Origin of the sequence: Variovorax sp. 278MFTsu5.1, assembly GCF_048305045.1 — a bacterium.
GTDB classification, from domain to species: domain Bacteria; phylum Pseudomonadota; class Gammaproteobacteria; order Burkholderiales; family Burkholderiaceae_C; genus Variovorax; species Variovorax guangxiensis.
The window spans coordinates 212976-230180 of sequence record NZ_CP157623.1; the positions used below are offsets into that span (position 1 = coordinate 212976).

General features: G+C 67.9%; 16 protein-coding genes. 7 read left to right on the top strand and 9 right to left on the bottom strand.

Translation table 11 applies throughout. The annotated features are described in order from the left end of the window. Window positions 1-3 precede the first annotated feature (3 nt). The 5 genes from ABL844_RS33120 (at window position 4) to ABL844_RS33140 (ending at window position 6378) form a co-directional block, all read left to right on the top strand. Window positions 4-1194, top strand: coding sequence for an acyl-CoA dehydrogenase family protein (locus tag ABL844_RS33120; RefSeq protein ID WP_418132280.1), 1191 nt, complete (start codon window positions 4-6; stop codon window positions 1192-1194). Between the two features lie 4 nt (window positions 1195-1198). Then, window positions 1199-2293, top strand: coding sequence for an acyl-CoA dehydrogenase family protein (locus ABL844_RS33125; RefSeq protein WP_418126385.1), 1095 nt, complete (start codon window positions 1199-1201; stop codon window positions 2291-2293). A 10-nt stretch (window positions 2294-2303) separates the two neighbouring features. Further along, entirely contained in the window at window positions 2304-4418 is a 2115-nt protein-coding gene (locus ABL844_RS33130; protein ID WP_418132281.1) for an acetate--CoA ligase family protein, read from the top strand. Further along, window positions 4405-4962: a nuclear transport factor 2 family protein gene (locus tag ABL844_RS33135; protein ID WP_418132282.1), complete on the top strand. Its 558-nt coding sequence runs from the start codon at window positions 4405-4407 to the stop codon at window positions 4960-4962. Before ABL844_RS33130 ends, ABL844_RS33135 begins: the two co-directional genes overlap by 14 nt. A 189-nt stretch (window positions 4963-5151) precedes the next feature. Further along, a complete protein-coding gene (locus ABL844_RS33140; protein ID WP_418132283.1) occupies window positions 5152-6378 on the top strand; it encodes a porin in 1227 nt (408 codons plus the stop codon). On the opposite strand, the gene ABL844_RS33145 is transcribed toward ABL844_RS33140, so the two are convergent. Next, window positions 6375-7169, bottom strand: a complete 795-nt coding sequence (locus tag ABL844_RS33145) for an SDR family NAD(P)-dependent oxidoreductase (RefSeq protein ID WP_418132284.1) — start codon at window positions 7167-7169, stop codon at window positions 6375-6377. The genes ABL844_RS33140 and ABL844_RS33145 overlap by 4 nt on opposite strands. A gap of 199 nt (window positions 7170-7368) precedes the next feature. Here ABL844_RS33145 and ABL844_RS33150 point away from each other — a divergent pair, with 199 nt between their 5' ends. Beyond that, window positions 7369-8124, top strand: coding sequence for an IclR family transcriptional regulator (locus ABL844_RS33150; RefSeq protein WP_418126394.1), 756 nt, complete (start codon window positions 7369-7371; stop codon window positions 8122-8124). A gap of 148 nt (window positions 8125-8272) precedes the next feature. Next, window positions 8273-9946 (top strand): flavin-containing monooxygenase, encoded by a 1674-nt coding sequence (locus ABL844_RS33155; RefSeq protein ID WP_418126396.1) that lies wholly within the window; start codon window positions 8273-8275, stop codon window positions 9944-9946. Window positions 9947-10032: 86 nt separating this feature from the next. On the opposite strand, the gene ABL844_RS33160 is transcribed toward ABL844_RS33155, so the two are convergent. From ABL844_RS33160 to ABL844_RS33195, 8 genes are read right to left on the bottom strand one after another with little or no spacing between them, the layout of a single operon-like run. Next, entirely contained in the window at window positions 10033-10821 is a 789-nt protein-coding gene (locus ABL844_RS33160; protein ID WP_418132285.1) for an SDR family NAD(P)-dependent oxidoreductase, read from the bottom strand. A gap of 14 nt (window positions 10822-10835) precedes the next feature. Continuing rightward, the gene (locus tag ABL844_RS33165) at window positions 10836-11795 is read right to left on the bottom strand and encodes a branched-chain amino acid ABC transporter permease (protein ID WP_418132286.1); all 960 of its coding nucleotides are present in this window, start codon (window positions 11793-11795) and stop codon (window positions 10836-10838) included. 10 nt (window positions 11796-11805) lie between these two features. Then, entirely contained in the window at window positions 11806-12687 is an 882-nt protein-coding gene (locus ABL844_RS33170; protein ID WP_418132287.1) for a branched-chain amino acid ABC transporter permease, read from the bottom strand. Between the two features lie 42 nt (window positions 12688-12729). Further along, complete coding sequence (locus tag ABL844_RS33175; RefSeq protein ID WP_418126403.1) at window positions 12730-13449, bottom strand: ABC transporter ATP-binding protein; 720 nt, start codon at window positions 13447-13449, stop codon at window positions 12730-12732. Beyond that, a complete protein-coding gene (locus tag ABL844_RS33180; RefSeq protein ID WP_418126405.1) occupies window positions 13442-14191 on the bottom strand; it encodes an ABC transporter ATP-binding protein in 750 nt (249 codons plus the stop codon). The genes ABL844_RS33175 and ABL844_RS33180 overlap by 8 nt, the downstream gene beginning before the upstream one ends. Before the next feature lie 20 nt (window positions 14192-14211). Continuing rightward, window positions 14212-14964: an SDR family NAD(P)-dependent oxidoreductase gene (locus ABL844_RS33185; protein ID WP_418126407.1), complete on the bottom strand. Its 753-nt coding sequence runs from the start codon at window positions 14962-14964 to the stop codon at window positions 14212-14214. Window positions 14965-14979: 15 nt separating this feature from the next. Continuing rightward, on the bottom strand, window positions 14980-15873 hold the full coding sequence (locus ABL844_RS33190) for an SMP-30/gluconolactonase/LRE family protein (protein ID WP_418126409.1): 894 nt from the start codon (window positions 15871-15873) through the stop codon (window positions 14980-14982). A gap of 51 nt (window positions 15874-15924) precedes the next feature. Next, a complete protein-coding gene (locus ABL844_RS33195) occupies window positions 15925-17148 on the bottom strand; it encodes an ABC transporter substrate-binding protein (RefSeq protein ID WP_418132288.1) in 1224 nt (407 codons plus the stop codon). Between the last annotated feature and the right edge of the window lie 57 nt (window positions 17149-17205).

Sequence of the window (17205 nt, forward strand, 5' to 3'; positions counted from 1 at the left end):
CACATGACCAGCCCCACATCGACCGACCCCTACGCCGCGTTCCGCGAGGAGCTGCGCCAGTTCGCCACCGAGCAGTGCCCGGAAGAACTCAAACAGTTCGTGCGCAGCAATCGCAAGATCACGCGCAACGAGTACCGCATCTGGCAGGAAAAACTTTTCGCACGCGGCTGGGCCGCCCCTAATTGGCCGGTGGAGCACGGCGGCACCGGCTGGGACCTGCAGCAGCGCTACCTCTTCGAGGAGATCACGGCCCAGGCCGACTGTCCGCCGCAGTACCACCATGGCCTGGGCCACATCGGCCCGGTGATCCTGCATTTCGGCACCGAGGCGCAGAAGGCGCGCTTCCTGCCACGCATCCTCGACGGTAGCGAGTGGTGGTGCCAAGGCTATTCCGAGCCCGGCGCCGGCTCCGACCTGGCCTCGCTCAAGACCTCCGCGCGCTTGGACGGCGATCACTACGTGCTCAACGGCCAGAAGATCTGGACCTCGCATGCGCAAGAGGCGGACATGATGTACACGCTGGTGCGTACTTCGAACGAAGGCCGCAAGCAGGCGGGCATCTCGCTGCTGCTGGTGCCAATGAACACGCCCGGCATCGAGGTGCGCCCGATTCCCACCATCGACCACTGGCACCACGTCAACGAGGTGTTCCTCAACGAGGTGCGCGTGCCGCGTGAGAACCTGGTCGGCGCCGAGGGCGAAGGCTGGAAGTGCGCCAAGTTCCTGCTCGACCGCGAGCGCCTCTCGCCCGCGACCGTGCCGCGCCTGGCCCGACTCGCCGAGCAGGTCGGGGAGTTGCTCATGGCCAGGCGCCGCGCCAGTGCGGCTTCGCCCAGCTTCCACGTGCTGCTGGAGCGCCTCTACCTGGCCCAGGCTGGCGTGAAGGGCGCGCGCGAGATGCTGCTCAGCGCCATCCAGGAGGAAATGCAGGGCACGCTGGCCGCGTCGAAGTCCTCGGCGCTCAAGCTCTTCTGTTCCGAGTTGTCGCAGCAGATCATCGGCATTGCGCTCGACATCGCGGGCCCGGCCCACACGGCGCGGCTGGTAGCGTCCAGTGGCATCGACACGCAGCAGGGCGTCGACCTGCAGCGCGAGCTCGTGCACACCTATCTTTTCTACCGCTCGCGCACCATCGCGGGCGGCACCAGCGAAGTTCAGAAGAACGTCATCGCGCGCGACCTTTTCGGAGCCTGAATTCATGCCATTCCATGCAGAGCCGATGTTCCCCGGCGACCTCTACGACACCACGCTGCGCGTTGCCTCTGCGGCGCCCGCTGGCGCCGATGCGGACGCATCGGGCGCGACCTGGCGTCAATTCCTGAACCTGGGCTGGCAGGCCGTGCTGGTGGCAGAGTCCAGCGGTGGCGCGGGCGCCACGCTGGGCGACATCGCGGCGATGGCCGAGGCAGCGGGCCGCCACGCGCTCGTCGCACCGCTGGTCGAGCGATGCGCCGTGGTGCCCGCCCTGCTGTCGGGCATCGCAGGCAACCCCGCCGCCCAGGCGCTGCTCGGCGACATCGCCAGCGGCGAGGCTTCCGTCTGCCCGGTGCTCGCGCTCGGCGAACCCGCCCCGAAGGGGCGTCTGCAGGGCGCGCGCGTGGTGCTTGACGGCTGCCTGCACGGCGCCGACCTCACCGAGCCCGTGACGCACCTGCTGGCGCTGGTCGAACTCGACGGAAAGAAGGCCCTCGTGCTGCTGCCGCGCGCCGCGCTGACGGGCGCGGCGCGCAGCTACACGGGCATCGATGCAAGCCACATCACCGATGTGGATCTGACGGGGCTCGCGCTGCCCGAATCCGCCGTGCTGCTGCACGGCGACCCGGTCGCACCGCTGGTGGACCATGCCAACGCACTCGGGGCACTGCTGTCCTGCGCGCAGATGGTCGGCGCCATCGGCGCGATGATCGAGCAGACCATCGAGTACCTGAGCACGCGCGAGCAGTTCGGCGTTGCGCTCGCCACCTTCCAGGCCCTGCGTCACAAGGTGGTCGAGATGTATGTGGCCTACGAGAACGTGCGCGGCATGGTGCGCCAGCAGGTGTGCGTGCTCGACGATGTTGCCCCGGCGCTGCCGCAGCGCGAGTTGCGCCGCGAACTGTCGCTCGTGAAGCTGTACCTGGCCGTCACCGGCCGGCAGGTCGCGGAGACCGCGATCCAACTGCACGGGGGCATCGGCATGTCGCGCGAGTTGCCCGCCGCGCGCCTGGCCATGCATGCACTGGCCTGTACCCTGCGGTGGGGCGACCGCTTCAGCCAGCTCGACCGGCTCGCCGCCGATGCCGTGCTGCATTGAGGAGGTCGGCGTGCACTTGCTCGATTCACTTTTCAATCCTTCGTCCGTGGCGCTGATCGGCGCCTCCTCCGATCCAGAGCGTATCGGCGGGCGGCCGCTGCGCTTCATGCTCGAAGGCGGCTTTGAGGCGCCGCTCTATCCGGTCAACAAGAGCGGCGACACGATCCAGGGCCTGCCGGCCTTCCCCAGCGTGCTGGACATCCCGCACCCGGTCGACCAGGCCGTCATCGCCGTGCCGGTTCCCGGCGTCGAAGCCGCGGTGCGCGACAGCATCCGCAAGGGCGTGAAGGCGATCCAGGTCCTGACGGCTGGCTTCGCCGAGATCGATGCCGCCGGGCGCGCGCTGCAGGACCGTCTCGTGCAGATGTGCCGCGAGGCCGGCGTGCGCATGGTGGGGCCCAACTCGCTGGGCCTGCTCAATGTGCCGACGCGTTTCTTCTCGACTTTCTCCACGGCGCTCAACGGCCTGAAGCCCAAGGCCGGGCCGATCGCGCTGGCCACGCAAAGCGGGGCCTTCGGTTCGGCCGCCTACGGCATGGCCTCGCTGCGCGGGCTGGGCTTCAGCAAGATCATCGCGACCGGCAACGAAGGCGATGTCGATGTGGCGGAGTGCATCGACTACCTCGCCGACGATGCCGACACGCGCATCATCTGCGCCGCGCTCGAGTCGTGCCGCGACGGCGAGCGTCTGCGGCGCGCGCTGCTGAAGGCGGCGGGCGCCGGCAAGCCCGTGCTCATCATGAAGGTGGGCCGCACGGAAGTGGGCGCCGCTGCGGCCTCGACCCACACCGGGTCGCTGGCCGGCAACGACACGGTCTACGACGCGGTCTTCGCCGAATGCGGCGCGTGGCGGCCCGAATCGCTGGAAGAAATGCTCGACATCGCCTATGCGTTCTCGGTGGCGAACGCGCTGCCCCACAACGCCGAGATGGGCATTGTCACCGGCTCCGGCGGCATCGGCGTGCTGATGGCGGACGATGGTGGCGCCCGGGGCATGTCCCTGCCGCCCCTGCCTGCGGCTGCGCGCCGTGCCGCCCTCGAGCTGCTGCCCTTCGCGGTGGCGAGCAATCCGCTGGACATGACGGCGCAGGTGACTGCGGTCCCGAGCGGTGTCTCGCGCACCGTGGGCGTGATGCTGGATCACACGGCCTACGGCGCCGTGTTCGCCTACCTCGCCCACGTGGGACTCTCGCCGGAACGCTTCGCCTCGACGCAGGCGGAGTTGATCGCGCAACGCCAGCGGCATCCGGATCGGCTCATGGTGCTCGTGATGCTGTCCAGGCCCGAGGTCAACCAGGCGCTGGAACAGCATGGCATCCCGGTGTTCGAGGATCCTTCGCGCGCGGTGCGCGCGGTAGCCGCGCTGGCCCATCTGCGCGCGCGCCGCGAAATGCTCTATCGGCCGGTGCAGCGCCAGGCCGCAGCGGCGCTGCGCAGCGACGTGTCGACGGAGGACGGCGCCAAGCGCGTATTGGCACTGGCCGGCCTGCCCGTGCTGCCCGAGCGCCTGTGCCGCAGCAAGGACGAAGCGGTGGCGGCCGCACGTGCCCTGGGCTTCCCGGTGGTCGCGAAGATCGTTTCGCCCGATATCCCCCACAAGACCGAGGTCGGCGGCGTCATGCTGCGCCTGCAGGACGCGGCGGCCGTGGAGGCCGCGCACGAGGAACTGATGGCGCGCGCGGCCACCGCGCGGCCCGATGCCCGGCTCGAGGGCGTGCTGATCGCGCCGATGCTGCAGGGTGGGGTCGAGGTCATCCTGGGCATCCATCGGGACCCGACCTTCGGGCCGATGGTGATGTACGGCTGCGGCGGCACGGCTGTCGAGCTCTTCAAGGACGTGGCCTTTGCCTCCGCGCCACTCGTGCCGGCCCGCGCCGCTGCCCTCGTTGATCGCGTGCGTTCCACGCAACTGTTGCGCGGTTGGCGCGGCGGTCCGCGTTATGACGAGGCCGCGCTGATCGATGCGATGTGTCGCCTGTCCGATTTCGGCATCGCGCATGCGAACGAGCTGGAAAGCGTCGACATCAATCCGTTCGTCGTGCGCGTCGATGGCGCAGCCTGCCTCGACGCCGTGATCGTGTTGCGAGCTACGGATGCCAAGGAGCAAGCGCATGCAGACCACTGAAGAGCGTCTTCTCGTCCTGGAGGCCCGGGTTGAAGCGCTGAGCGCCCAGGAGGCGATCCGCGCCTGCCTCTATCGCTACTGCCGCGGCATCGACCGCTGCGACGAGGCGGCGCTGCGCTCGACGTACTGGCCCGATGCCACCGATCGGCACGGTCCCTACAGCGGGAGCGCGAACGGTTTCATCGACTGGGCTCTGGCCAAGATCAGGGAGAGTGGCCGGGTCATCCACACGCTGGGCAACATCTCGATCGAGTTGCGCGGTACCGAAGCGGCGGTGGAGAGCTACTTCCAGGCGTTCCAGACCGATATCGATGCGTTGGGCCAGGAGCGCGCGACCTTCCTCATCGGCCGCTATGTCGACCGCTTCGAGCGGCGCGGCTCGGGCGAATGGCGGGTGGCTGCGCGTACGGTGGTCTATGACTGGATCCGTGAATCGCCCGTACCGATCGGCAGCGAGGCCGAACGCTTTGGCGTACGCCAGCCCAACGGCGGCCGTTTCCCCGACGACCCCTGGTACGCGTTGACGGCATCGCTTTCCCGCTGAAGAGGCCGCGCCAGGCATCTTCCTGGCGAAGCCTTCAGACCTTCCTTCCTGTCTCCTCCCATCCGCCCCCGGCAGTGCCGCAGGGCGGCTTCGTGCATGCCAGCCGGCAGCCATGCGCGAACGGCGGCCAGGCCCGACGCTGTGCGGGCCTGCAATCAGAAATGCCATACGCATACGAGGAGACAAATCTTGAGCTTCCTGAAATCGTCGAGCGCGCGCGACCGCGCTCAGCATCCCGTGCCGTGGGCCGCAGCGTTGGTCGCGGCAGGGTTCTGCGGCGCTTGGCCGGTCCATGCCCAACAGGCACAGAAGGAGGAATTGAGGCAGATCGTGCAACCGGCCGGCGGCATGGCCTCGTCGCCGTCGAGCCTGACGCTGTACGGTCTGGTCGACACCAGCCTGGCCTTCGCCAGCAATGCTGGAGGGCGGGTGCGGCGCATGGACAGCGGACACATGAACGGTTCGCGCCTTGGCTTCAAGGGCAGCGAGGATCTCGGCGCAGGCCTGCGCGCCAATTTCCTGCTGGAGATGGGCTTCAACTCCGATGCCGGGACCCTGGGACAGAACCAGGGCGCGGGTGCCAAGTCTTTCGGCCGGGGCTCGGTCGTCGGTCTTTCGGGGCCGCTTGGGGAAATCCGCCTGGGGCGCACCGTGGTGGCGATCGGTTCGGAGGTGCAGGCGGTCGGCGACGCCTTCGGACTCGGTGGTGGTGGCAACCTGCAGGGCATCCAGCCCGCGCCGGGGCGCGTCAACAACACCATCTGGTACCAGACGCCGAGCTTCGGCGGCTTCCTCGCCAAGATGTCGTATTCGCCTGGAGAAACCACGGTCACCAGCAACGGCACGGGACGCTTCAAGGCCGGCGCGAGCACGGCCGTGTCGGTGTTCTACGCGAGCCGCGGCCTGAGCGCTGCCATCGGCTATTCCACCTACAAGCAGTTGGCGGACGCCAGCACCTTGCGCTGGTTCCACTCCGCGGCTGCCTACGACTTCGGCGTGGCCAAGCTCTTCGGTTCGTACGCAACCTTCCGCAATCCTGGCATGGCCACGACGCCGGCGACCCAGGCTGCAGCGGACAACAACCTCATGTTCGCGGGTTTTCCATTGGTGGGCTACTACAGTGGGCAGAACGACCGCAGCGGCTCCATCGGCATTGCCGTTCCCTTCGGGGCGAGCACGGTGCTCGCACAGGTGGTGCGGGTCGATGACAGGGGGCCGCTGAATCGCGACGCGACGCAGTTCGGCATCGCCTATATCTACGCGTTGTCCAAGCGCACCAGCCTCTACGCCGACTACGGGCGCGTGCGCAACCGCAACGGTGCGGCATACGCGGTGACCGGTGCCACCACCCAGGCGGGCCTCGGCAGCAGCGGCAACAGCCGCGCCACCCACGTCGGCGTGCGCGTGGCGTTCTAGCGCGCACCGGCGGCTTGCCAGCCCGACATCTGCAGCGAACCCATGAGCGTGTTGCCCAGGCCGCCGTCGATCACCAACTCGGCACCCGTGATGTACGCCGCATCGCGGCCGAGCAGGAAGGCTGCCGCGCCGGCCATGTCCTGCGCTTCGGCGAGTCGTCGCAGCGGCACGCGTTGCTCGCGCTGCCGCCGCGCGGCGGGGCTGGCATACGCGGCGGCAGTGCCGGGTGTGAGCGTGAGGCCGGGCGAGATCGCGTTGACACGGATGCCATCCGTTCCCCACTCGTTGGCCAACTGCTTGACCAGCATCAGCGCCGCGGCCTTGCTCGGGCTGTACGCCCCCAGCGGCGAAGTGGCGTGCGTGCCGGAGATGGACGCAGTCAGAAGGAACGCGCCCCGCGAGTCCTTCAATGCCGCGTGCGCGGCTTTCGCCAGCAGCCAGGGTGCGCGCACGTTGACTGCGAAGACGCGGTCCCACGACGCCAGCTCGTACGTTGCGAGTTCGCCGGGAATGGCGCAGCCTGCGTTGCTGACCACGGCATCCAGTCCCCCGAACGCTTCGAGCGCAGCCGCCACGAGGCGCGGCGTCAGCGCCGGATCGCAGAGGTCACCGGTCAAGACCAGCGCCCGGCTGCCGAGCGTGTGCAGTTCGTCGGCCAGCATGTCGAGTTCGCCGTGGTGCTGGTCGATCAGCGCGAGCTGCGCGCCACCATGCGCCACAGCGTCGTGCGCGAGCCGCTGTGCGATGGCCCGCCCGATGCCGCGTGCGGCGCCTGTCACGAGGCAGCGCATCCGCGTACCTCCATGCAGGGGGGCTCGGTCGCGCAGGGGCGCGACGGCTTGTGCAAGACGCCGGACGCTTTCTTCATGGGTGAACCTTCGAAAGTAGGTTGGTGGGGCTCGTCCCATGATGCTCGCCTCATGGTTCACCCGCTAGAGAAAGGGCCGATGCGGTCACTACTATCACATGTGTGATTCCGGAAGGAGATCGATGCCCGCAGGCACAGTCAAATCGGCCACACGCGTGTTGCAGGTGTTGGAATATTTCGCGCAGGTGCGCAAGCCATTGGCCCTCAAGCAGATCAGCGAGGCCTTGGGGTATCCGCAGTCCAGCACCACAGTGCTGCTGAAGAACCTCATCACACTGGGCTACCTCAACTACAACCGCGCCGACCGCGTCTATTTCCCCACGCCGCGCGTAGCGTCGCTGGGCGACTGGGTCACGCAGGCGCTGTTCGGGCAGGGCCGCATCGTCGAGGTGATGCGCGACCTTCACAGCGTCACGGGCGAGACCGTGTCGATCTGCATGCTCAACGACATCTACCTGCAGTACATCCGGGTGATCCAGTCGACGCATCAGCTGCGCTTTCACACGGACGAGGGAAGCATGCGGCCCCTGACTCTCTCGGCAGCGGGATGGCTCCTGCTGACCGATCGCTCCGATGCGGAGATCGAGAACCTCGTGCGCCGCGCCAACATCGCGGCATCGCGTAAGGAGGACCGCGTGGCGCTGGATGTCATCGCGCCGCAGGTGGCCGATGCGCGCGAGCGCAAGTCGCTCTACATGGAGAACATGCCGCTGCTTGGCGGTGCCACCATCGGGGTGGTGTTGCCGTGCCGGGTACAGGGGCGCATCGCGGTGCTGGGCATGGGCGGCACCATCGAGCGCATGCGGCCGAACCGTGCGCGCTACACGGCCCTGATGCGAAGGCTGGTACAGCAGCTGGACGAAGGCGCGCAGGCATAGAGAGGGGCTTCTTGACCTTCCTCAGAAAATCATGGATGTGATGTTTTCGAGCGCCGATGTGATTTTCTTGATGGCCTGAAAAGCGCTGGGCATCATTTCTCCTGAGTGCATCGCCGTCCGTCGAGGGCGGAACAAACAGGAGACAGACATGACAGCCGAGGCCCGCACCCTGCATCCATCCACCCCCGCATCGCGCCCGCAGCCGGGCACCAGGAGGCTTGACGTGGTCGTCGTCGGCGCCGGTTTCGGGGGTATGTACGCGATCTACCGTTTTCGTGAAATGGGCCTCAGGGTCCAGGGCTTCGAAGCGGGCGCCGATGTCGGTGGCGTCTGGTACTGGAACCGCTATCCGGGCGCGCGCGTCGATCTGCCGAGCATCGACTACAGCTTTTCCTTCTCGCCGGAGATCGAGCAGGAGTGGACCTGGTCGGAGCAGTTCGCGGCCCAGCCCGAGCTGCTGCGGTACATCAACTTCGTGGCCGACCGGCTCGACCTGCGCCGGCAGATCCAGTTCAACACGCGCGTGACCCGCGCGGTATGGGACGAGGTGCGCAAGCTTTGGAGCGTGACGACCGACAAGGGTGAAAGGTACGAGGCCACCTACTGCATCATGGCGACCGGTCCGCTGTCGATCCCGAAGGATCCTGAAATTCCGGGTGTCGAGCGCTTCCAGGGGCAGTTGCTGCGCGCGGCCAAATGGCCACACAAGCCTGTCGACTTCACAGGCCGGCGCGTGGGGGTCATCGGTACGGGATCGACCGGCATCCAGATCGTCCAGGAGGTGGGCAAGGAGGCCGGCGAGCTCTTCGTGTTCCAGCGCACGCCGAGCTTCACCATGCCGATGCGCAACGAGGCGCTCGAGCCGGACTACGTGGCCGAGGTCAAGCGCAACTACGCCGGCATCCGCGAGTCCGCGCGCAACAGCGCGGTGGGTGGCGTGCGCCCGCAATCCACGCGCGCGTTCTTCAGCGTGACGCCGAAACAGCGCCGGCAGCTGCTGGAGGATGCGTGGAAGAACGGTGGCCTGGCCATGCTCGGCACCTTCGCCGACTTGTTGACAAACCCGGAGGCCAACGAGCACGTGGCCGAGTTCGTGCGCGGCAAGATCGACGAGATCGTGAAAGATCCCGAGACGGCCGAAAAACTGAAGCCGCGCGGCTACCCCATCTTCGCGAGGCGCCCTTGCCTGGACAGCAGCTACTACGAGACCTTCAACCGGCCGAACGTGCACCTGAAGGATTGCCTCTCGGATCCCATCGAGGAAATCACTGAGCGCGGCGTGAGAACACGCTCGGGCGAGGTCGAGCTGGACGCACTCATCTTCGCCACCGGCTACGACGGCCTCACGGGCGCACTGCTGGCCTTCGACATCATTGGGCGCGACGGACGCACGATGAGCGACAAGTGGAAGGACGGTGCGCGCTCGCACCTGGGCCTGATGATGGAAGGCTTTCCCAATCTCTTCATGACCACCGGGCCGAACGGACCGGCCGCGCTCGCCAACATCATCCGCATCAGCGAGCACGACGTCGACTGGATCGCGGCGGCGATGACGCACATGGACCGGAACGGGCTGTCGACCATCGAGCCGACGCCGCAGGCCGAGCAGGCCTGGATGGACATCGTCTTCGCGCTTTCGCAGCGCTCGCTGCTGCTCAAGGCCAAGACTTGGTATGTCGGCGCCAACGTGAAGGACAAGCCGCAGGGGCTCACGCTCTTCACGGGCGGGTTCCACAAGTACAGGGAGTACTGCGCCGCGGCGACGCAGGGCGGCTACCGCGACTTCGTCTTCGATCACGCGCAGGAGGCGCTCGCGGCTTGAGCCCGGCGTGTTGCTATGGAGGGCGGTGGCGGCATCGCCTTCCAGGGCCTCGTTCAGCCCTGCCCGCGAGACGCGGGTCGGAAAACCTACACCGCCAGCGTGCCGCCGTCCACAGGCAGGGTCGTGCCGTTGACGAAGCTCGCAAGCCCGGAGGCAAGGAACACCGCGGGGCCCGCGAGTTCGTGGGGCTGGCCCAGGCGGCCGGCTGGAATGCGTTGCATGAAGCGGCCCAGGCGCGCGGGGTCGGCGCGCGTCGCCTCGGTCATGGGGGTCTCGATCACGCCCGGTGCCAGCGCGTTGACGCGGATGCCGTCCGGCGCGAGGTCGAGCGCCAGTGTCTGCGTGAGCATCTTCACCGCGGCCTTGGAGGCCGAGTAGCCCAGCGCGCCGCCTTGCGCGATGAACGCGGCACCCGACGCCACGTTGATGATGCAGCCGCGCGTGCGCCTCAATGCCGGCAGCCATGCGTGCACGGTGTTGAAGACGCCGAACAGGTTCACGTCCATGGTGCGGTGCAGGTTCTCCTGCGCGCGCGGGCTGTCGATGCCTTCGCGGATGATCACGCCCGCGTTGTTGACCAGCGTGTCGATGTCGCCAGCGGTGTCCTTCACCGCTTCCGCCAGCGCGAGGCAGGCCTGGGCATCGGACACGTCCAGCGCATAGGCCCAGCCCTCCGTGCCCGCGGCCCGCACCGCCTCGAGTGTCTCGGCGCAGCGCTCGCTGCGCAGGTCCGTGACCACGACGCGCGCGCCCGCCTGGGCGAAGGCCATCGCGATGGCGCGGCCGATGCCGCTGGCGGCGCCGGTGACCAAGGCCAGGCGGCCGGAGAGCAGCCCGGGCGTGGCGGGCCAAGTCGGGGGAAGGTCATGTGCCATTGGCGGTGCCTCGGTCAGGGTGCCGTGGCCGCGCGACGCTGGCGGCGGGTGGCGAGATGCGAATGGATCTGGCCGACGATGCCCTTGCGGAACATCATGACGACCAGCACGAAGACGACGCCTTGGATGATCAGCACCCATTCGGCGAACGATGCGAGGTAGTTCTCCATCGACACGATGACGATGGCGCCGACGACCGGGCCCAGCAACGTATGCATGCCGCCGACGATGCAGATCAGCAGCGCCTCGCCGGAAGTGGCCCAGTGCACGTCGGTGAGCGATGCCAGCTGGAACACCAGCACCTTGAGCGAGCCGGCCATGCCCGCCAGCGCGGCCGACAGCACGAAGGCCAGCAGCTTGTAGCGGTTGACGCGGTAGCCCAGTGACTGGGCGCGCGGTTCGTTGTCACGGATCGCGCGAAGCACCTGACCGAACGGCGAATGCACCACGCGGTGGATCAGCCAGAAGCCGAAGACGATCAGCGCGGCGACGAAGTAGTACAGCGTCATGGTTTCGTGCAGCGAGAACAGCCCCAGCACCATGGGCCGAGGAATCTCCTGGATGCCGTCTTCCCCGCCCGTGAAGGGCATGCGAAGCGCGATGAAGTACACCAGCTGCGCGAAGGCCAGCGTGATCATGGAAAAGTAGATGCCCTGGCGGCGGATCGCCAGCAGGCCGGTGAAAAGGCCCAGCAGCGAGGCTGTCGCGATGCCCGCGAGGATGCCGGCCGCGCCGTCCCAGCCCCAGACCTTGACCGCATGTGCCGTGATGTAGCCCGCCGCGCCGTAGAACATCGCGTGCCCGAAGGACAGCAGCCCCACGTAGCCGACCAGCAGGTTCACCGAGGCGGCCAGCAGCGCGAAGCACATCAGCTTCATGAGGAACATCGGATAGACCGCCAGGGGAGCGAGCGCGAGCAGCGCCACGGCGGCGGCCAGCAGTGCGATGTTCGTGCGGCGCGAAAGTGCGTCCATGTCGGGTTCCTCAGTGGGCGCGGCCGAACAGGCCGTGGGGACGGACGGCGAGGACCAGGATCATCACCACGAAGATGACGACGCCGGCACCGTCCGGATAGAAGATCTTCGTCAGGCCCTCGATGGCGCCGAGGCCGAAGCCGGTGACGATCGAACCGAGGATCGAGCCCATGCCGCCGATCACCACCACTGCGAACACCACGATGATGAGGTTCGACCCCATCAGCGGGCTCACCTGGTAGATGGGCGCGGCCATCACGCCGCTGAGCCCGGCCAGGCCCACGCCCAGGCCGTAGGTCAGCATCAGCATGCGCGGCACGTTGATGCCGAAGGTGCGCACCAGCGGCGCGTTCTCGTTGGCGGCGCGCAGGTAGGCGCCGAGCTGCGTCTTCTCGACGAAGTACCAGGTGCCCAGGCACACCGCCAGCGCGGCCACGATGACCCACACGCGGTACAGCGGCAGGAAGGTGACGCCCACGTCCAAGCCGCCCGACAGCGGGTTGGGGTAGGGCTGGCCGCTCACGCCGAACTGCAGGCGGAACGCGCCCTCCATGAGCAGGGCGACGCCGAAGGTCAGGAGCAGCGCGTAGACATGGTCGAGCGCGTACAGCCGCCTGAGCATCCAGCGCTCGAACAGCAGGCCGAAGGCGGCCACCACCAGCGGCGCGATGACGATCGCGCCCCAGTAGCCGATGCCGAGGTATTCCAGCAGGCCCCAGGTGACGAAGGCGCCGAGCATGTACTGCGCGCCATGCGCGAAGTTCACCACCCGCAGCAGCCCGAAGATGATCGACAGCCCGAGGCTCATGAGCGCGTAGAAGGCGCCGTTGATGAGGCCCACCATCAGTTGCCCGATCAGTGCCGCCGGGGGGATTCCGAATAGCCCGTCCATCGTGATGTGTGTCCGTGTTCGTCTGAGGGATGGCGGCCGTGCTCAGAGTCCCAGCAGGGACTCGACGTGGCCGCGCTGCGCGCCGAGTTCGTCGCGATGGAAATGCGCCACGACCTGGCCTTCCTCGATCACGTAGAAGCGGTCGGCCAGCGTGGAGGCAAAGCGGAAGTTCTGCTCCACCATCAGCACGGTGAAGCCGCGCTCGCGCAGCATGCCGATGGTCTGCCCGATTCGCTCGACGATGACCGGCGCGAGGCCTTCCGTGGGTTCGTCCAACAGCAGCAGCCGGGCCCCGGTGCGCAGGATGCGCGCGATGGCCAGCATCTGCTGCTCGCCACCCGACAGCCGCGTGCCGGGGCTGTGTCGGCGCTGCTGCAGGTTGGGAAAGAGCGCGTAGATCTCGTCGATGCCCAGCCCGCCCGGGCGCAGCACTGGCGGCAGCATCAGGTTTTCCTGCGTCGTGAGGCTCGCGAAGATGCCGCGCTCCTCCGGGCAGTAGGCCAGTCCGAGCCGTGCAATCGCTTCGGGCTGCAGGCCGATGGAGGATGTCGTGCCGACGTGGATGCGTCCTTCGCGGCGCCCCAGCAGGCCCATGATCGCGCGCAGCGTGGTGGTCTTGCCCGCGCCGTTGCGTCCGAGCAGGCAGACCACCTCGCCCTCGTGCACCTCGAGGTCAATGCCCTGCAGCGCCAGCGTCTCTCCATACCAGCCGCGCAGGCCTTCCACTCGCAGCATGGGCGTGGTTTCGGTGACCTCAGGCATGCGCGCCCCCCACGTAGGCCTCGATGACGCGTGGGTCGCGCGACACCTCGTCGTAGCTGCCTTCGGCCAGGACCTCGCCGGCCTGCAGCACGGTCACGCGATCGCACAGGGCTTCGATGACCTTCATGTTGTGCTCGACCATCAGCACGGTGCGGCCCTTGGCCGCGTCGCGGATCAGTTCGACCACCGGGGCGATGTCCTCGTGGCCCAGACCGGCCATCGGTTCGTCCAGCAGGATCATCTCGGGGTCCATCGCGATCGTGGTCGCCAGCTCCAGCGCGCGCTTGCGGCCGTAGGGCAACTCGCCGGCCTGCGTGTCGCGCCAAGGCGCGAGCCCCACGCGTTCGAGCAGTTCCATGGCGCGCGCGTCTAGGCTGCGCAACACCCGCGCGTTGCGCCAGAACGCGAAGCTGCCGCCCGCCTTCTTCTGCAAGGCGACGCGCACGTTCTCCAGCACCGTCATCTGGCCGAACACGGCGGAGATCTGGAAGGAGCGCACCAGGCCGGCCATGGCGACCGAGGCGGGGTTGCTGCGCGAGATGTCGCGGCCATTGAAGACCACCTGCCCGGCGGAGGGCCGCAGGAAGGTGGTCAGCAGGTTGAAGCAGGTGGTCTTGCCCGCGCCGTTGGGGCCGATCAGCGCATGCACGGAATGCCGACGCACGCGCAGGTCGACGTTCTTCACGGCGAAGAAGCCGCTGAACTGCCGGCTGAGTTGCCGCGCCTCGAGGATGGTGTCCATGACGGGGACGGTGCCTGCGTTCAGAGGAAGGCGTGCGTCACGCCGCCGTCTACCAGCAGCGACTCGCCGGTGATGAAGCTGCTGTCGGACGAGGCGAGGAAGCAGGCCGCCCTGGCGACGTCGTCCACGGCCCCGAGGCGCTTCATCGGCGTCTTGGCGAGACGGACCTTGACGTGCTCGGGCGTCAGGTTGATCTTCACGCCCTCGGTTGCGATGGAGCCCGGACAGATCGCGTTCACGCGGATGCCGCGCGGCCCCAGGTCGGTTGCCGCCGAACGCGTGAGCCCCAGTACGCCGGCCTTCACGCCGCAGTACAGCATGCCTTCGGGCAGGCCCAGGTAGGCCGCCGACGAGGCGATGTTGACGATGCTGCCGCCTTCGCCCATGGCTTCGGCCGCCACCTGGATGCCCCAGGCGACCGAGTTGAAGCCAGTGCCGACCATGCGCTCGAGCATCTCGGGCGTGATGGCTTCGATGGGTCCGTAGCGCACCCAGATCGCGTTGTTGACCAGGATGTCGAAGCTGCCGAACTGCTGCTTCAGCGCCGGGATGGACTGAGCGAAGGTGTCGCGGCGTGCCACGTCGCCGCCGAAAGCCACGGCACGGCCGCCTTGCGCCTGGATGGCCTCGGCGGCTTCGCGGGCCAGGTCTTCCTGTCGGTCGAGCACGCCGACGATGGCGCCTTCGGCCGCCAGGGCCTCCGAGATGGCGCGGCCGATGCCACGGGCGCCTCCGGTGACGAGCGCCACCTTGCCTTCGAAACGTTGGGTCATGTCGTCTGCCTTCATTCAGTTGGATGGGGGGACGTCGGCGAAGCGGGCCTCTTCGAGCCCGCGCACGCCGGCGCCGTGGATGGCGAACACCGCGCCGGCGTCCGGATGGTCGCTGCGCAGCAGGTTGCCGCTGTTGCTGATCGAGGTGACGTAGATCACGTCGAGATCGGGGCCGCCGAAGCAGGGGCAGGTGACGTAGGTCACCGGCAGCTGGATGGTGCGATCGAGCCGTCCCTCAGGCGTGAATCGTGCGAGCTGGCCTGTCTGCACGAGCGCCACCCAGAGGTGGCCTTCGGCATCGACGGTGGCGCCGTCGGGCGCCGAGTCGAGCGCGCGTGTGTCCACCAGCACTTCGCTCGGCCCCGCGGTGCCGGTGGTCCGGTCGTAGGGGTAGCGGCGGATCTGGTGCGTGTGGCTGTCCGCGAAGTAGAGCCAGCGCCCGTCGGGGCTGAAGCAGGTGGCGTTGGCCAGCATGATGCCGGTGTCCAGCGTGGTCACTGCAAGGTCCGGGGCCAACTGGTACAGCGCGCCCGCGGGTTCGGCGCGGCCCAGGGTCATCGAGCCCACGACGAAGCGGCCTGCGCGGTCGGTGCGGCCATCGTTCAGGCGCATGCGCCCGGCGGCATGCGTGATGCCCGCTCCTGCGGGCACGAGCGAGCCGCTGCCGGGGTCGAGCAACCAGAAGTCGTCTTCCAGCGCCAGCAGCAGGCGGCCGCTTTCGCACAGCGCGATGGAGCCGATGTGCTGCGGCGCCTGCCATTGCGCGCTCGCGCCGGTGGCGGGGGTGTGGCGCCGCACGTGCTGCGCGCGACCGTCGATCCAGTACAGCGACTGGCTGCGCACGTCCCACAGCGGGCATTCGCCGAGCAGGTCGCGCCCGGGCACGAGGATGTCGATGCGCAATCCCATGGTGCTTGGTGCTTTCTGGTCTTCATGTGTGCGGTGGCGGGCAAGGGAGGCTCACTTGGCCTTGATGAAGTCGCAGCTGCTCTCGGCCAGCGGGCGCCAGGTCTGCTCCTGCGGGATCTCGGCGCGCACGGAGTAGTAGTCGTTCGCGCCCTTGGATTCGGCCGGTTTCTTCACCTGCACGGCATAGACGGGGCGAAGTGCCTGGCCGTCCTCCCGGATCTTGACGTCCTTCGAGAAGAAATCGTTGATCGGCATGGCCTTCATCTTCGCCGCGACCGTGGCGCCGTCGTCGGTGCCTGCGGCCTTGACGGCATTCAGGTAATGCAGGGTCGCACTGTAGGCACCGGCATGGATGTAGGTCGGCACCACGCCCTTGTTGCGGGCCATGAAGCGCTTGGACCATTCGCGCGAGGCATCGTCGCGGTCCCAGTAGAAGGGCACCGTGAGCTGCAGGCCCTGGGCCACGTCCAGGCCCATCGCAGCGACGCTGTTGATGGTCATGCCGAACACCGACACCACCTGGCCGTTGCGCGTGAGCTTGTATTCGGCCGCCTGCTTCAGCGCGTTCGACAGGTCCAGGCCCGCGTTGAGGATGACGATGGCCTGCGCGCCGCTGGCCTGCGCCTGCAGCAGGTAGGACGAGAAATCGGTGGCGCCCAGCGGGTGCTTGACCGAGCCCACCACCTTGCCGCCCGCGGCCTGGATGAACCGGGTGGCGTCGTCCTGGAAGGCCTGGCCGAAGGCGTAGTCCACGGTGATGAAGTAGAAGCTCTTCACGCCCTGCTTCATCAGGCTCTGCACGCCCGCCTTGGGCAGCGCATAGGTGTCTGTGAGGAACTGGAAGTTCATCGGCGAGCACGACTTGTTGGTGAGCTCCGCGCTCACCGTGCCGGCAATCAGGTACGGCTTCTTGCGCTCCTTGAGCAGCGAGGACACGCCCAGCGCGATGGAGGAGGCCGAGCCGCCGACGATGGTGTCCACCTTCTCGGTGTCCAGCCATTTGCGCGCGATGTTCAAGCCCACGTCGGGCTTGTTCTGGTCGTCGGCCACCAGCACCTCGATCGGCTTGCCGAGCACCTTGCCGCCGAAGTCCTCGACGGCCATCTTCACGGCCAGCGAGGAGCCGGGGCCGCCATTGCCCGAGTAGGGGCCTGTCTGGTCGGCCATGACGCCGATGCGCACCACGTCGTCGCTGACGGCGCTGCCTTGTGCCGAAGCGCCCGCGCAGGCGAGCAGGGCGACCATGCAGGCCGCGAGGCGGAATCGATGTTGCATGCTTGTCTCCGTTGTGTGTGTAGGTGCTGTCGCTTGAAACCTGGTTGCTGCGCGGGC

Coding starts and splice junctions, on each gene's coding strand:
- ABL844_RS33190 (WP_418126409.1), bottom strand. CDS start 15,873: ATGGGATTGCGCATCGACATCCTCGTGCCCGGGCGCGACCTGCTCGGC.
- ABL844_RS33180 (WP_418126405.1), bottom strand. CDS start 14,191: ATGGACACCATCCTCGAGGCGCGGCAACTCAGCCGGCAGTTCAGCGGC.
- ABL844_RS33125 (WP_418126385.1), top strand. CDS start 1,199: ATGCCATTCCATGCAGAGCCGATGTTCCCCGGCGACCTCTACGACACC.
- ABL844_RS33175 (WP_418126403.1), bottom strand. CDS start 13,449: ATGCCTGAGGTCACCGAAACCACGCCCATGCTGCGAGTGGAAGGCCTG.
- ABL844_RS33120 (WP_418132280.1), top strand. CDS start 4: ATGACCAGCCCCACATCGACCGACCCCTACGCCGCGTTCCGCGAGGAG.
- ABL844_RS33195 (WP_418132288.1), bottom strand. CDS start 17,148: ATGCAACATCGATTCCGCCTCGCGGCCTGCATGGTCGCCCTGCTCGCC.
- ABL844_RS33145 (WP_418132284.1), bottom strand. CDS start 7,169: ATGCGCTGCCTCGTGACAGGCGCCGCACGCGGCATCGGGCGGGCCATC.
- ABL844_RS33135 (WP_418132282.1), top strand. CDS start 4,405: ATGCAGACCACTGAAGAGCGTCTTCTCGTCCTGGAGGCCCGGGTTGAA.
- ABL844_RS33150 (WP_418126394.1), top strand. CDS start 7,369: ATGCCCGCAGGCACAGTCAAATCGGCCACACGCGTGTTGCAGGTGTTG.
- ABL844_RS33165 (WP_418132286.1), bottom strand. CDS start 11,795: ATGGACGCACTTTCGCGCCGCACGAACATCGCACTGCTGGCCGCCGCC.
- ABL844_RS33170 (WP_418132287.1), bottom strand. CDS start 12,687: ATGGACGGGCTATTCGGAATCCCCCCGGCGGCACTGATCGGGCAACTG.
- ABL844_RS33185 (WP_418126407.1), bottom strand. CDS start 14,964: ATGACCCAACGTTTCGAAGGCAAGGTGGCGCTCGTCACCGGAGGCGCC.
- ABL844_RS33155 (WP_418126396.1), top strand. CDS start 8,273: ATGACAGCCGAGGCCCGCACCCTGCATCCATCCACCCCCGCATCGCGC.
- ABL844_RS33160 (WP_418132285.1), bottom strand. CDS start 10,821: ATGGCACATGACCTTCCCCCGACTTGGCCCGCCACGCCCGGGCTGCTC.